The sequence below is a fragment of the Arthrobacter sp. JDC6 genome, assembly GCF_056484025.1.
In genome coordinates, this window is the sequence record NZ_CM151278.1 from 3,669,775 (window position 1) to 3,683,934 (window position 14,160).

Consider the following 14,160-nt stretch of genomic DNA (forward strand, 5'->3'; position numbering starts at 1 on the left):
TCAGTTCTCTATCGACAGGATGGGCATGGCCTGGGTGAAGGGCGACGACGGATTGGACCCCGCCGACCGCATGCGGAGCCAGAAGAAGTCATGGCTTCCGAGGGTCAGGGTGAGGGTGCCGTCATCGCCGATGCCGGGGAAGATCTGTCCACCGAAGACGTCGCGCAACCCGCGCCCGGCATATTCCGGAATGCGCAGCGTGGCGGCGACGGGGTGCTGGGAGAGGTTGAAGGCGCACAAAATTATTTCTCCATCGACGCCCGCAGGGTTGCTGTCCGGCAGTTCACGGAGGTAGGCCAGGACGGCGTCGTGGTCCGCCTCCACGTGCTTGAACCCGCCCAGTCCGAAAGCCGGGTGGTTCTTGCGGACGCTGAGGATCTGCCGGGTCCAGCGCAGCAGGGACCCGGAGTGGGCAGCCTCCGCTTCGACATTGGCCATGCCGTAGTTGTAGACCAGCGACTGGATGGGCGGCAGGTACAGCTTGCCGGGATCCGCATGGGAGAAGCCGGCATTCCGGTCCGGGTTCCACTGCATGGGGGTGCGGACGGCGTCGCGGTCCTCAAGCCAGATGTTGTCCCCCATGCCGATCTCATCCCCGTAGTACAGGAACGGGCTGCCCGGAAGCGAGAGCAGGAGGGCATTGATCAACTCGATCTCGGCGCGGGAATTATCAAGCAGCGGTGCCAGCCTGCGCCGGATGCCGATGTTCGCCCGCATCCGGGGGTCGGGGGCGTACCAGCCCAGCATCGCCGCGCGCTCATCGGCGGTGACCATCTCCAGTGTCAGCTCGTCGTGGTTCCGGAGGAATGTTCCCCACTGCGCGCCCTCGGGGATGTCGGGGGTGTCGCGCATGGTTTCGATGATGGGAGCGGCCTTCTGGTCCCGCAGCGCGTAATAGAGGCGGGGCATGATGGGGAAGTGGAACGCCATGTGGCATTCGGGTTCCTCAACGGTGCCGAAATACTCCACCACTTCGGTGGGCGGCTGGTTTGCCTCGGCAATGATGACGCGGCCGGGATAGCTTTCGTCCACCATGGCCCGCAGCCGGCGGAGGAACTCGTGGGTGGCCGGGAGGTTCTCGCAGTTGGTGCCCTCTTCCTCAAAGAGGTAGGGGATGGCGTCTGCCCGGAAACCGTCGATCCCCTGGTCCAGCCAGAACCGGACAACGTCGAAGACGGCGTCGATCACCTTCGGGTTTTCGAAGTTCAGGTCAGGCTGGTGGCTGAAGAACCGGTGCCAGAAGAACTGCCGGCGGATGGGATCGAACGTCCAGTTCGATTCCTCGGTATCGACGAAGATGATGCGCGCGTCCTGGTACTTCTCGTCCGTGTCGCTCCAGACGTAGAAGTCCCCGAAAGGGCCGTCCGGGTCCTTCCGCGATTCCTGGAACCACGGGTGCTGGTCGGAAGTGTGGTTCAGGGGCAGGTCGATGATCACCCGGACGCCGCGGGCATGGGCTTCTGCCACGAGCCGCTTGAAATCGCTGATGGTGCCGAATTCGTCCAGGACCGAGTTGTAGTCGGAGATGTCGTAGCCGCCGTCGCGCAGCGGTGACTGGAAGAACGGGGGCAGCCAGAGGCAGTCAACGCCCAGCCACTGCAGGTAATCCAACCGGTCGATGAGCCCGGAGAAATCCCCGGACCCATCGCCGTTGGCATCCGCAAAGGCCCTGACAAGTACTTCATAGAACACGGCCTTGCGGTACCACAGCGGGTCATGCTGGAGGCCAGGGGCATTTAGCTCGAACGTGCTCTTTGGGGTGAAGTGGCCGGAACTTTGCGGATTAAAACTCACGAATGCATTCTCCTCACGCTCAGGATGTGGGCCGGTTCCACGTGCGGGTCGAGCCGCACATAGTTGTACTCGCCCCACTCCCAGCTTTGGCCGGAGATCAGGTCGTCAACGTAGAAGCCGCCGCCCGGGGTGCGGTCCTGCGGATCGAGCTCCAGGGCTGCCAGGTCCAGCACCACGCTGCTTTCCTTGGTGACATGCGGGTCCACGTTGACCACCACGATGATGGTGTCCTTGGTCCCGTCGGGAAGGGTCTTGTGCTTGGAGTACACCACCGTGGATTCATCCGTGCTCTGGTGGACCGTCAGGTTCTGAAGGTCCAGCAGCGCCGGGTGGTCACGGCGGATGTGGTTCAGCCGTGTGATGTACGGTGCCAGCGAGCGCCCGGACTCGGCTGCGGCGTCCCAGTCGCGGGCCTTGTACTCGAACTTCTCGTTGTCGATGTATTCCTCGGCGCCGGGCCGGGCCACATGCTCGTACAGTTCGTAGCCGGCGTAGACGCCCCAGAGCGGGCTTCCGGTGGAGGCAAGGACCGCCCGGATCCGGAACGCGGCGGGGCCGCCGTACTGCAGGTATTCGGTCAGGATGTCCGGGGTGTTGACGAAGAAGTTGGGGCGGAAGAAGGCCGGGGATTCGTGGCTGACTTCGTCGAAGTACGCCTCGATCTCCTTCTTGGTGTTGCGCCAGGTGAAGTAGGTGTAGGACTGCTGGAAGCCGGCCCTGCCCAGCGCGTGCATCATGGCGGGGCGGGTGAACGCTTCGGCGAGGAACACCACGCCCGGGACCGTTTTATTCACTTCGGCAATAAGCCATTCCCAGAACCACACCGGTTTGGTATGCGGGTTATCCACCCGGAAAATCTTTACGCCGTGGCTGACCCACAACAGGACAATCCGCAGAATTTCCCGGGAAAGCCCTTCAGGATCATTATCGAAATTGAGCGGATATATGTCCTGGTACTTCTTCGGCGGGTTTTCGGCGTAGGCAATGCTGCCGTCCACCCGGGTGGTGAACCATTCCGGATGGGACTCCACCCAAGGGTGGTCCGGGGCTGCCTGAAGCGCAAGGTCCAGGGCAACTTCCAGGCCCAGTTCGTTGGCCCGCGCCACGAAGGCGTCGAAGTCCTCGAAGGAACCGAGGTCGGGGTGGATGGCGTCATGGCCGCCCTCCTTGGCTCCAATGGCCCAGGGCGAGCCGGGATCATTGGGGCCGGCAACCAGGGTGTTGTTGGGTCCCTTGCGGTGCTGCACGCCGATGGGATGGATGGGCGGCATGTACAGGACGTCGAAGCCCATGGCGGCCACGGCGTCGAGCCGCCTTGCCGCGGTCCGGAAGTTTCCTGACGTCCAAGCGCCCGTGTTGTGGTCCTTGACCGCGCCTTCAGAGCGGGGGAAGAACTCGTACCAGGCGCCGCGGCCGGCGCGGTCCCGCTCCACCAGGAGGGGGAACTTCTCGGAAACCGTCACCAGTTCCCGGATGGGCTGCCGGGCCACGATGTCAGCGATTTCCTGGCTGAACCCTGCCCCGAGCCGTTCCTCGGTGCTGCGGGACTGGTCGGCCAGGACGTCGGAGGCGTGCCGCAGCGCTGCCCGGTCCACCTCGTCCCGGAAGTCCTCGGTGGACGCTTCGCCCAGCAGTTTGGCACCTTCGGTAAGCATGAGTTCGACGTCGATCCCGGCGTCGATCTTCACCTCGGCGTTGTGGTGCCAGGTGCCGTAGCGGTCGTGCCAGGCTTCGATCACAAAGGACCAGTTCCCGGTTTCCGACGGCGTAAGCACGCCTTCCCAGCGGTCCGTTCCCATGCCGCGTTCCCCGCGGGGCGGCGCGAGCCGCACACGCTGGCGCTCCGCGCCGGAGGGGTCCAGGAGCACGGCGCTCACACCGAGCTGGTCATGCCCTTCGCGGAAGGCGGTGGCGCCCACCACGATGGCTTCGCCGGGCAGGGCTTTGGCCGGAAACTTGCCGCCCTCGACGACGGGCTGCACTGCGGTAATGGGAAAACGCCCGAACCGAAGGCCCTCCGTGATACGGCGCTGGGGCATTTTGGTGGATGCGGCACTGGTTCCTGAGTTAGTCGTCACAGGCTCGACGTTAGCGAGAAATGGCCAGGATTGCTAAGCGTGCTCACTAAAATTCCTCGCGCCGCGGCCCAATTTCTTCACGCCCCTGTCATTTACCCAAAAGAAACCGAAAGCTGGTTCCAGCCGCGCATGTTGTCGATTAGTGTGACGCAGGTGAAGGCAATCCGCAGGTTTACGGTCCGTACAGTCCTCCCCGAGCCCATCCGGCCCCTGGCCAGGCTGGCCAGCAACTTGCGGTGGTCCTGGCACCGGCCCACGCGGGAGCTTTTCGCGGCACTGAACCCGCGCCTCTGGGAGGAAAGCGGGCAGGATCCCATCGGCTTCCTGGGAATGGTCAGCCGCGAGGAATTCCAGCGGCTCGCCACGGACCAGTCAGTGGTGGACCGGGTGCGGGCTGCCGAAGAGGACCTCGACCGGTACCTTGAGGAACCCCGCTGGTACCAGGGCCTGGGCCCGGACGCCCCCGCCTCCATCGCCTACTTCTCCCCCGAGTTCGGCATTACCGAGGTCCTCCCCCAGTATTCGGGCGGCCTGGGCATCCTGGCCGGTGACCACTTGAAGGCTGCCTCGGACCTGGGTGTTCCCCTGATCGGGGTGGGCCTGCTGTACCAGGCGGGTTATTTCAAGCAATCACTCTCGCGCGATGCCTGGCAGCAGGAGACCTACCCGGTCCTGGATCCGGACGGGCTGCCCCTGACCTTGCTCCGCGAGCCGTCCCCCGACGGCAACGGCAAGGCCCTGCAGATCTCACTCCCCCTCCCCAACGGAAGGCGGCTGCTGGCACACATCTGGCGTGCCGACGTCGGACGCGTTCCCCTGCTCCTGCTGGACTCCAACGTGCCGGGCATCGACGATGCCGCCCGCAGCATCACGGACCGGCTGTACGGGGGCGGCGGCGACCACCGGCTGCAGCAGGAACTCCTGCTCGGTATGGGCGGCGTCAAGGCCCTGCGCGCTTTCCAGAAGCTGACAGGCTGCGCCGCACCGGAGGTGTTCCACACCAATGAAGGGCACGCCGGGTTCCTTGGGATCGAACGCATCCAGGAGCTGATGTCCGGGGAACAGGCCCTGAGCTTCGACGAAGCACTGGCCGCGGGGCGGGCCTCCACGGTGTTCACAACGCACACGCCCGTCCCGGCAGGCATTGACAGGTTCGAAATCAACCAGATCAGCCACTTCTTCCAGGCCGGCCTGGCTCCCGCGGTGCCGCTGGACCGGATCCTGGAACTGGGCAGGGAAAACTATGCGGACGGCAACCCGTCCGTCTTCAACATGGCGGTGATGGGCCTGCGCCTTGCCCAGCGCGCCAACGGCGTGGCCAAACTGCACGGCGAAGTGTCCCGCGGCATGTTCTCCGCCCTGTGGCCCGGCTTCGACCACTCCGAGGTGCCCATCACCTCGGTTACCAACGGCGTGCACGTGCCCACTTGGGTGGACAGCCGCATCTCCAAACTGGCCCGCGACCAGTTCGGCAGCGAGGCGGAAGCGCTGGGCAAATGGGACCTGGCCTACAACGTCAGCGACGCAGATGTCTGGGCGCTCCGCCGGGAGATGCGGGCTGCGCTGGTGGAGGACGTCCGCCGCAGGCTGCGCGCTGCCTGGAAGAAGCGCGGCGCGGCCGACGCCGAGCTGGGCTGGACGGACAGCGTCCTGGACCCGGATGTGCTGACCATCGGTTTTGCCCGCCGGGTGCCCACTTACAAGCGGCTCACCCTGATGCTGCGCGAACCTGCCCGGCTCAAGGCGCTGCTGCTGCACAAGGAGCACCCCATCCAGCTGGTCATCGCTGGAAAGTCGCACCCTGCCGATGATGCCGGGAAGAAAATGATCCAGGACCTGGTGCGCTTCACGGACGATCCCGAGGTGCGGCACCGCATCGCGTTCCTGCCCAACTACGACATCGCCATGGCCAGGACCTTGTTCCCGGGCTGTGACGTCTGGCTGAACAACCCGCTGCGGCCGCTGGAGGCCTGCGGGACCTCCGGCATGAAGGCGGCGCTGAACGGCTCGCTGAACCTGTCCGTCCTGGACGGCTGGTGGGATGAGATGTACGACGGCGAGAACGGCTGGGCGATTCCCACCGCCAACAACGATGCCTCCCCCGAGGAACGCGACGACATCGAGGCGGCGGCGCTGTACGAGCTGCTTGAAACACAGGTGGCACCGCGCTTCTACGGGAGCACGGTATCCGAGGGGGCAGGAGCTGCCGGGCCTTCGACTACCAGGAGCGAGAAGGTCCCCACGCACTGGGTGTCCATGATCAAGCACACCCTGTCCCACCTGGGTCCGGCCGTTTCCGCGGAGCGCATGCTCCGCGACTACGTGAACATCCTGTACCGCCCCGCCGCCGAAGCCGGCCGCAGCGCCACCGCCAACTCCTATGCCCAGGCCCGTGCCCTGGCGTCGTGGTCGGCCAAGGTCCGCGGGGCCTGGCCCCAGGTGCACGTGGAGCACGTGGATTCCGTGGGTGTGTCCGAGGATCCGCAGATCGGTGACACACTGCAGGTCAACGCCTACATAGCGCTGAATGCCCTCACCCCCGAGGATGTCTGCGTGGAAGTGGCTTATGGCCGGGCCGAAGAGAACGACGCCCTGGCAGACATCACCATGATGGAGCTGCAGGTGAAGGAGGACCTGGGCAACGGACGGCACCTGTTCAGCGGTTCGCTGGTGATCGACCGCTCCGGACCGTTCGGATACACCGTCCGCGTACTGCCCCGGCATGAAGCACTGGCCTCCAAGGCGGAGCTGGGGCTGATCGTCAACGCTTAGCCCGCCGCTCCGATGGGTACGGCTCCTGGGCAGGCAGGGACCAACCCGACGCAGGAGGGCGCAATGACCGAACGTACGGTAGCGGATGTGATCGTGGAGCGCCTCACCACGTGGGGTGTGGGGCGGGTCTTCGGTTACAGCGGGGACGGCATCAACGGATTCATGGGTGCCCTGCGCCGCACCGATGGACGGGTTGAGTTCGTCCAGGCCCGGCATGAGGAGTCGGCGGCCTTCATGGCCGTGGGCCATGCCAAGTACACGGGCGGAGTGGGCGTGGTGACCTCCACCCAAGGCCCCGGCGCCGTCCATCTGCTCAACGGGCTGTACGACGCGAAGCTGGACGGCGTGCCGGTGGTGGCCATCGTGGGGCAGCAGAGCCGCACCGTGCTGGGTTCGGCCTACATGCAGGAAATCGACCTCAACGCCTTGTTCAAGGACGTCGCCTCCCAGTTCGTGCAGCTGGTGAGCGCGCCCGAGCAGGTGCCCATGGTGCTGGACCGTGCCTTCCGGACGGCGAAGGCAACCTCCTCCCCCTGCGTGGTCATCATCCCGCATGACGTGCAGTCCGCGCCTGCCCCGGAGCTGGAACAGCAGCACGGCATCGTTGTCACAGCCCCCTCCTGGAGTGCTGCGGCCAAGAGCCCCCGCGGGGAAGACCTGGCCGCCGCAGCTGCCCTCCTCAATTCCGCAGAGAGGGTGGCCCTCCTGGTGGGCCAGGGTGCCAGGCACGCCGGCAAGGAAGTGGTTGCCGTGGCGGAAAAGCTTGGGGCCGGCATCGCCACCAGCCTCCTGGGCAAGCCCTACGTGGATGAGAACCTGCCCTTCGCGGTGGGAACCATGGGGCATCTGGGCACCACGGCCAGTGCCCACCTTCTGGGCAATTGCGACGCCCTCCTCATAGTGGGTTCCAACGACCCCTGGACCGAGTTCTACCCGCCGCCCGGGGCCGCGCGCGCCGTGCAGATCGACATTGACGAGAAGAAGATCGGCAACCGCTACCCCGTGGAGGTGGGCCTGGCGGGAGACGCCGCGTCCGCCCTGGAAGCCTTGAACCAACGGCTGGAACACCGCCCACGCACCCAATGGCGTTCAGATGTGGAGGAGGCCGTCAGCCGGTGGCGCATCCTCTCGGCAGACCGGGCTGCAGTTGCGGCGAGCCCCATTAATCCTGAACGTGTGGTGCGTGAGCTTAACGGCAGGCTGCCGGAGAACGCCCAGCTGAGTGTCGACGTCGGAAGTTGTGTTTACTGGTATGCCCGTCAACTGGTGCTGCCCCTGAACGTCCCGGCGCACCTGTCCGGGACGCTGGCCAGCATGGGCTGCGCCATCCCTTACGGGATTGCCGCCAAGCTGGCGCATCCGGACCGCCCGCTCGTGGCCCTGGCCGGGGACGGTGCCATGCAGATGCTGGGCGTGGCCGAACTGGTCACGGTGGCGCACAGGTGGCGCCAGTGGCAGGACCCACGGTTCGTGGTGTGCGTCTTCAACAACCGGGAACTTACCGAGGTCACGTGGGAGCAGCGTGAGTCGGAGGCCGAGCCGAGGTTTGCCGCAAGCCAGGAGCTTCCCGATTTTCCGTTCGCCGGCTACGCGGAACTGCTGGGTTTGAGGGGCATCCGGGTGGAGGACCCGGAGCAAATCGCAGACGCCTGGGACCAGGCCTTCGCCGCGGACTGCCCCGTGGTGATCGAGGTACTGACCGACCCCGAGGTCCCGTTGCTTCCGCCGTTCCCGGCCGGGCGCCAGAAGGCGGAGAGCATGCGGAAAGGGCTGTCAGCGGAGGACGACGGCGACCGGGCCTCGGCGCTGCTGGACACCTATGCCGCGCACGAGGAGCGACCGGAGGGCTAGCCGCGTGTTCCCGGTCCCTTGGGGAGGAACGGGACTTTCAGGACGGGAGCCGGGTCAGAGCATGACGGCGGTGACGGCAAGGTCATTGCCCGCGTACCGTTCGGCGTCCTGCAGGATTTCGCAGATGATCCCGAACGACCTGTCGCTGCGGAACGGGGCAGCCACTTGCCACAGGACCGTGACGGGTGGGTTGCCGTTGTCGGTGATGCTGTCCGCGAAGTCGTGGAGCGAGTCGTTCAGCGCGTCCAGGTTCACGCCATAGTGTTCGGGAAAATCCAGGACCTCACCGAAGGTTTCCAGGACGGCGCGTTTGCTGTCCGCGGGTGGGACCACCACGCTGCGCCGGCCGGCATCCGCCACCTGTTCCTGCAGCTCTTCCAGGGTCCAGGTGTCGCCGGAGAAGATTCTCATGGTTGCGCTAGCTGCCTTCCGCTATGTACTTGAACGTTGCGTAGTGGTCACTGGTGTAATACTTCTCCCCGCCGTCACCGGCCACGATGCGCCGCGCGCCCCGGTCCGGTTCGCCCGGGGTGGGGACGGTGTACTCGCGGTAATAGCCACGGTTCCGGACCGGCAGGACCCGCTCGAAGTTGCCGAACACCTGCTGGTCCTGGCTGTAATGGAACGGACCGCCCGCCCGGATCAGCCCCAGCACCCGGCGGCCCTCCAGGGGAAGGGCGGACTCCCTGATCTCCGGCAGGCTGGACGGGTTCGCGCCCCGCTGCGGCGGGGACTGCTTCGCTGCCGGGGACGTTGCCGCTCCGCCCGGTGTGGGGGTGCGGCTGGAAGCAGTTTCCGGCGTCGTGCCTTCCGTCTGCCGGCCCAGCAGCCCGGCGCCGCCGAACGCCACGATGGCCAGCACTACCAGCACGGCCAGGAGCAGGGGGAGGATGGAGCGGTTCCGCATGTGAGCTACGTGCGGTAGATGCTGATGGAGTTGGCCTCGGCCAGGTCGGTTTCCCCCGAAGCCACCTGGATGCCTTGCCGCTGCTTGTGGCGGGGCGAGGTGGTCAGCCGAAGCTCGAACAGGCTTGGATTCTTCCTCCCGGCGTCCGGCAGGGTGACCGTGACGTCCGAGGCACTGCCGTTCACTACCACTAGGCCGGCCAGTTCGCCGCCGTCGTCACCCAGCAGGAGCTGCATGACGCGGTGGTGCGGATCGTTCCAGCGTTCAGCGGACATGGGCTGGCCGTGCTGGTCGAACCAGTAGAGGTAGGACTGCTCGTCCCGCACCGGGAAATCATGCGGCTGGGCAGCCAGGAACTCCTTGCGCAGGCGGATGTACCGTTTGGTGCTGCGCAGCATTTCGTGCGCTTCCGGCGTCATGGTCCAGTCAAGCCAGGTGATGGCATTGTCCTGGCAATAGGCGTTGTTGTTCCCCTGCTGCGTCCGGGCGAGTTCGTCCCCGGCGGTGATCATGGGAACCCCCAGCGAAACCATCAGTGATGCCATCAGGTTCCGCCGCGACTGCGCCCGCCGTGCGAGGATCACACCGTTCTCGGTGGGGCCCTCCACGCCGTGGTTGTAGCTGCGGTTGTCCCCGTGCCCGTCCCTGTTCTCTTCGCCGTTGGCCTCGTTGTGCTTGCGGTCGTAGGACACGAGGTCGTTCATGGTGAAGCCGTCGTGGGCGGTGACGAAGTTGACCGATGCCAGGCGTGACCGGCCGGACGCTTGGAAGAGGCTGGCGGAACCGGACAGGGCGTCGGCGAGTTTGGCCATGGTCCCGCCGTGCCCGCCAGTGTCGATGGCGGCACGGTCTGCCAGCCAAAAGGTACGGACGGCGTCCCGGAAGTGGTCGTTCCAGTCCACCCATCCGGGCGGGAAGCGGCCTGTCTGCCAGCCTCCGTAGCCAATGTCCCAGGGCTCGGCAATCAGCTTGACCTCGGACAGCACGGGGTCGGCGGCGACAGCGGTGAGGAAGGGATGTTCGGGGTCGAATTCGTTCGCGGCGTCCCGGCAGAGCGTGACGGCCAGGTCGAACCGAAATCCGTCAATGTGGTATTCGTCCACCCAGTACCGGAGGGAATCGGTCACCAGCTGGACCACGCGCTGGTCCGCGAAGTTCAGCGTGTTGCCGCAGCCCGTCGTGTCGATGTACCTGCCGTGACCGTCCACGCGGTAGTAGGTGTCCTCCCCCAGTCCGCGGAAGCTCAGGACCGGTCCGCCCGGGCCGGCCTCGGCGGTGTGGTTATAGACGACGTCGAGGATGACCTCCAGCCCGGCCTCGTGGAGTGCCTTGACCATGGCCTTGAACTCATCCTGGACAGCCTGCGGGCCTTCCTCCCGGGCGGCCCGGGTGGCGTACCCGGGGTGCAAGGCGAAGAACGCAGCGGTGTTGTACCCCCAGTAGTTGGTCAGTCCCAGGTCCTGCAGGTGCGGCTCATCGACGTGGAAGTGCACCGGCAGGAGCTGGACGGAGGTAACGCCCAGGCTGGTCAGGTGCTCCACCACGGCAGGGTGGGCCAGGCCGGCATAGGTGCCCCTCAGCTCTTCCGGCACGTCGGGATGGAGCATGCTCTGGCCACGGACGTGGGCTTCGTACACGATCGTGTTGCGCCAGGGAAGGCGCAGGCGTTCGTCCGACCCCCAGTCGAAGTCGGTTGCGGTCCGGACGCTGGTGAGGACGCCGTCGCGCTGGTCCACTCCCCGGCCATAGGGGTCCAGGAGCAGGGGCTGGCTGCCGGAACCGTTCCCATTGCCTGCAGGAAGCCCGGAGGGCAGGGTTTGGCGGTCCGGCGTGGGACAGAAGCCGTAGTGCGATCCGTAGGGCAGGTCCTCGACAATGCCGTGATGGACGCCGCGCGTAACGTTGGGCAGCGTCTGGACCCGCCACTGGCCGCCCGGAGGGCAGTACACGATGTCCAGGCTGGACACCCCGGGGGCAAGGCAGGCGACGTTGGCGCGCGCGCCGGCGTGGTGGCGGGTACCGCCGGAATCAGCGCGCGGAACGCTGACACCGAGGGGAACAGCCGAGGAGGCATCCATGGCGGAAGCAGTGTCGAAGAGCGGCATGACCATCACCTAAATAGTAGCCGCCAGCGGCACCTGACCTGCCCGTACGCCACAGCGGCGCCGGGTAACCATCCCGGGATACCGGGCTGGAAGTACTTACCCCGCCGCGCGTTGGCGGGAGACCTCGTACAGCGAGATGCCCACGGCCATCGACGCGTTGAGTGACTCCATGGCGGAATCGATGGGGATGGAGACGATCTGGTCGCAGTTCTCACGGACCAGGCGGCTCAGGCCCTTGCCCTCGGAGCCCACAACGATGCACACCGGTTCTTTGGCCAGGGTGAGGTCAGGCAGCGAAACGTCGCCGTCGCCGTCGAGCCCCAGGACGAAGATGCCCATGTTCTTGAACTGCTTCAGGGCGTTGTTCAGGTTGGAGGCGCGGGCCACGGGCACGCGGACCGCCGCGCCGGCGCTGGTTTTCCAGGCCGAGGCGGTGACGCCCACCGAGCGGCGCTCGGGCACGATCACGCCGTGGCCGCTGAAGGCGGAGACGGAGCGGATAATGGCACCCAGGTTCCGGGGGTCCGTGATGCCGTCCAGTGCAACGAAGAGCGGCGCGTTGGCGACGTGCCCCTTCTTCCACTTCTCCACAGTTTCCTCGGCCAGTTCGTAGGCGTCCTGGTAATCGTAAGGCGGGATCTGCAGCACCAGGCCCTGGTGGACGGCGTCGTCCGTCATCCGGTCCAGTTCCGCCTTGCCGGTTTCCATCAGCGGGATGCCGCGTTCGGCGGCGAGCTTCAGGGATTCCTTGACGCGGTCGTCCATCTCGATGCGGATGGCAACGTGCAGTGCTTTGGCAGGGATGCCGGCGCGGAGCGCTTCTACGACCGAATTGCGTCCGGTCACCACTTCCTCGGTGGCACGGCCCTTGGGTCCGGACTTGGCGGCACCGGCACTGCGGGCACCGGTTCCGCGCTTGGCAGCGGAGCGCTCGGCCAGCTGCTTGGCTTTGTGTGCCTTGTGGTACGGACGGTCCTCGGCCTTGGGCGTGGGGCCCTTGCCCTCGAGGGCCTTGCGGCCATGGCCACCGGTTCCGATGGTTGGGCCCTTCTTCGCTTTAACCGATCGGCGACCATTGTTGGCCATGATGTTCCACCCTTGATTGTGTTGACTGAATCTGCCTACCAGTCTACTGACCGAAGAAAAATCGGCGGCGCCGGCAAGCGATCCGTCCCCTGGGGCGGGTAGGGATCAGTCCCGCTTGAGGCTCCACGTGGCGCCGTCCGGGCCGTCTTCCACCACGACGCCGGCCTGGTTGAGCGTGTCCCGGATGGCGTCGGAGGCGGCCCAGTCCTTTTGGGCCCGGGCAGCCGCGCGGGCGGCAAGCTGCGCTTCGACCAGCACGCCAAGGGCCTCGGCCTCCCGGGTTGCCGCGGCAGCGGAGCCTTCGACTGCGTTCAGCCCCAGGACCCCGAGCATGTCGTGGACATGGTGCAGCGCCTGCCGGGCGTCCTCCAGCCGGTCCTCAGTGAGGGCGGTGTTTCCGGAGCGGACGGTGTCATGGAGTACTGCCAGCGCCTGGGGGACGTTCAGGTCGTCATCCATGGCGCGTTCGAACGCCTCGGGAACAAGCCCGTCCGCGGCAAGGGTGTAGGTTCCGTCAGAGGAAAGTGCACGCACGGCCCGGCTGATGAAGCCGTCAATGCGTTCGACGGCGGCCGCGGCCTCCTGCAGGGAGGTGGGCCGGTAGTCCAGGATGGAGCGGTAGTGCGCCTGGCCGAGGTAGTAGCGCACCACCCGCGGCGACGCGAGTTCCAGCATCTCCGCGGGGCTGATGGTGTTGCCGATGGACTTGGACATCTTTTCGCCCTGGTAGGTCACCATGCCGTTGTGCATCCAGAAGTTGGCGAACGGGTGTCCGGCCGCCTGTGACTGCGCCATCTCGTTTTCGTGGTGCGGGAAGCGCAGGTCCAGGCCGCCGCCATGGATATCGAATGCGGTACCCAGGTACTTGGTGACCATGGCCGAGCACTCAAGGTGCCAGCCGGGCCGTCCTGCCCCCCAAGGCGAAGCCCAGCTGGCGGTGGCCGGCTCCCCTTCTTTGGAGCCCTTCCACAGCGCAAAGTCGCGGGGGTCCTTCTTGCCGCGGGGGTCGGCGTCGGGCGCTGCCTGCATGTCATCGATGTTCTGCCGGGTCAGTGCGCCGTATGTGTCCCACGAACGGACGTCGAAGTACACGTCCCCTGAATCATCCAGGGCAGGATAGGCATGGCCGCGGTCAATGAGCTGCTGGATCAGGGCATGCATCTCGGGGATGTGTCCGGTGGCCCGGGGTTCGTACGTGGGCCGGGAGACGCCAAGGGTGTCGTAGGCCTTCAGGAATTCCTGCTCGTAGCGGTACGCCAGCGCCCACCATTCCTCCTGAGGCACTTCGCCCACCTCCGGGCTGAAGTCCGGCGCGAACGAAGCCTCGGACTTGGCCAGGATCTTGTCGTCGATGTCCGTCACGTTGCGGACGACCGTGACGCGCAGGCCCCGGTACTCAAGCCAGCGGGTGAGCTGGTCAAAGGCGATGGCGGAGCGGATGTGCCCCACGTGCGGCATGCCCTGGACGGTGGCGCCGCAGTAGTAGAGGCTGACCTTGCCGTCGACGATGGGGACGAAGTTCCGGACTTCGGCGGAGGCGGTGTCATAGAAGCGCAGGGTCACCGCT

General features: G+C 66.1%; 9 protein-coding genes. 2 read left to right on the top strand and 7 right to left on the bottom strand.

The window, feature by feature from the left end:
* A complete protein-coding gene (treS, locus tag ACV095_RS16945; RefSeq protein WP_018771179.1) occupies positions 1-1,794 on the bottom strand; it encodes a maltose alpha-D-glucosyltransferase in 1,794 nt (597 codons plus the stop codon).
* Positions 1,791-3,833 (bottom strand): alpha-1,4-glucan--maltose-1-phosphate maltosyltransferase, encoded by a 2,043-nt coding sequence (locus ACV095_RS16950; protein WP_134165860.1) that lies wholly within the window; start codon positions 3,831-3,833, stop codon positions 1,791-1,793. The genes treS and ACV095_RS16950 overlap by 4 nt, the downstream gene beginning before the upstream one ends.
* Positions 3,834-4,025: 192 nt before the next feature.
* On the opposite strand from ACV095_RS16950, the gene glgP reads away from it, so the two are divergent.
* Both glgP and ACV095_RS16960 read left to right on the top strand, forming a co-directional pair.
* Positions 4,026-6,644, top strand: a complete 2,619-nt coding sequence (gene glgP / locus ACV095_RS16955; protein WP_478222330.1) for an alpha-glucan family phosphorylase — start codon at positions 4,026-4,028, stop codon at positions 6,642-6,644.
* Positions 6,645-6,707: 63 nt separating this feature from the next.
* On the top strand, positions 6,708-8,495 hold the full coding sequence (locus ACV095_RS16960) for a thiamine pyrophosphate-requiring protein (RefSeq protein WP_478222331.1): 1,788 nt from the start codon (positions 6,708-6,710) through the stop codon (positions 8,493-8,495).
* A 54-nt stretch (positions 8,496-8,549) separates the two neighbouring features.
* On the opposite strand, the gene ACV095_RS16965 is transcribed toward ACV095_RS16960, so the two are convergent.
* From ACV095_RS16965 to cysS, 5 genes are all read right to left on the bottom strand, one after another.
* Positions 8,550-8,906, bottom strand: coding sequence for a barstar family protein (locus tag ACV095_RS16965; RefSeq protein ID WP_018771183.1), 357 nt, complete (start codon positions 8,904-8,906; stop codon positions 8,550-8,552).
* 7 nt (positions 8,907-8,913) lie between these two features.
* Entirely contained in the window at positions 8,914-9,402 is a 489-nt protein-coding gene (locus tag ACV095_RS16970; RefSeq protein WP_478222332.1) for a guanyl-specific ribonuclease, read from the bottom strand.
* A 5-nt stretch (positions 9,403-9,407) separates the two neighbouring features.
* Positions 9,408-11,513: a glycogen debranching protein GlgX gene (glgX, locus tag ACV095_RS16975; protein WP_134165807.1), complete on the bottom strand. Its 2,106-nt coding sequence runs from the start codon at positions 11,511-11,513 to the stop codon at positions 9,408-9,410.
* Between the two features lie 90 nt (positions 11,514-11,603).
* Entirely contained in the window at positions 11,604-12,593 is a 990-nt protein-coding gene (rlmB, locus tag ACV095_RS16980) for a 23S rRNA (guanosine(2251)-2'-O)-methyltransferase RlmB (RefSeq protein ID WP_018771186.1), read from the bottom strand.
* Between the two features lie 105 nt (positions 12,594-12,698).
* Positions 12,699-14,156 (bottom strand): cysteine--tRNA ligase, encoded by a 1,458-nt coding sequence (gene cysS, locus ACV095_RS16985; RefSeq protein ID WP_478222333.1) that lies wholly within the window; start codon positions 14,154-14,156, stop codon positions 12,699-12,701.
* Positions 14,157-14,160: the final 4 nt, after the last annotated feature.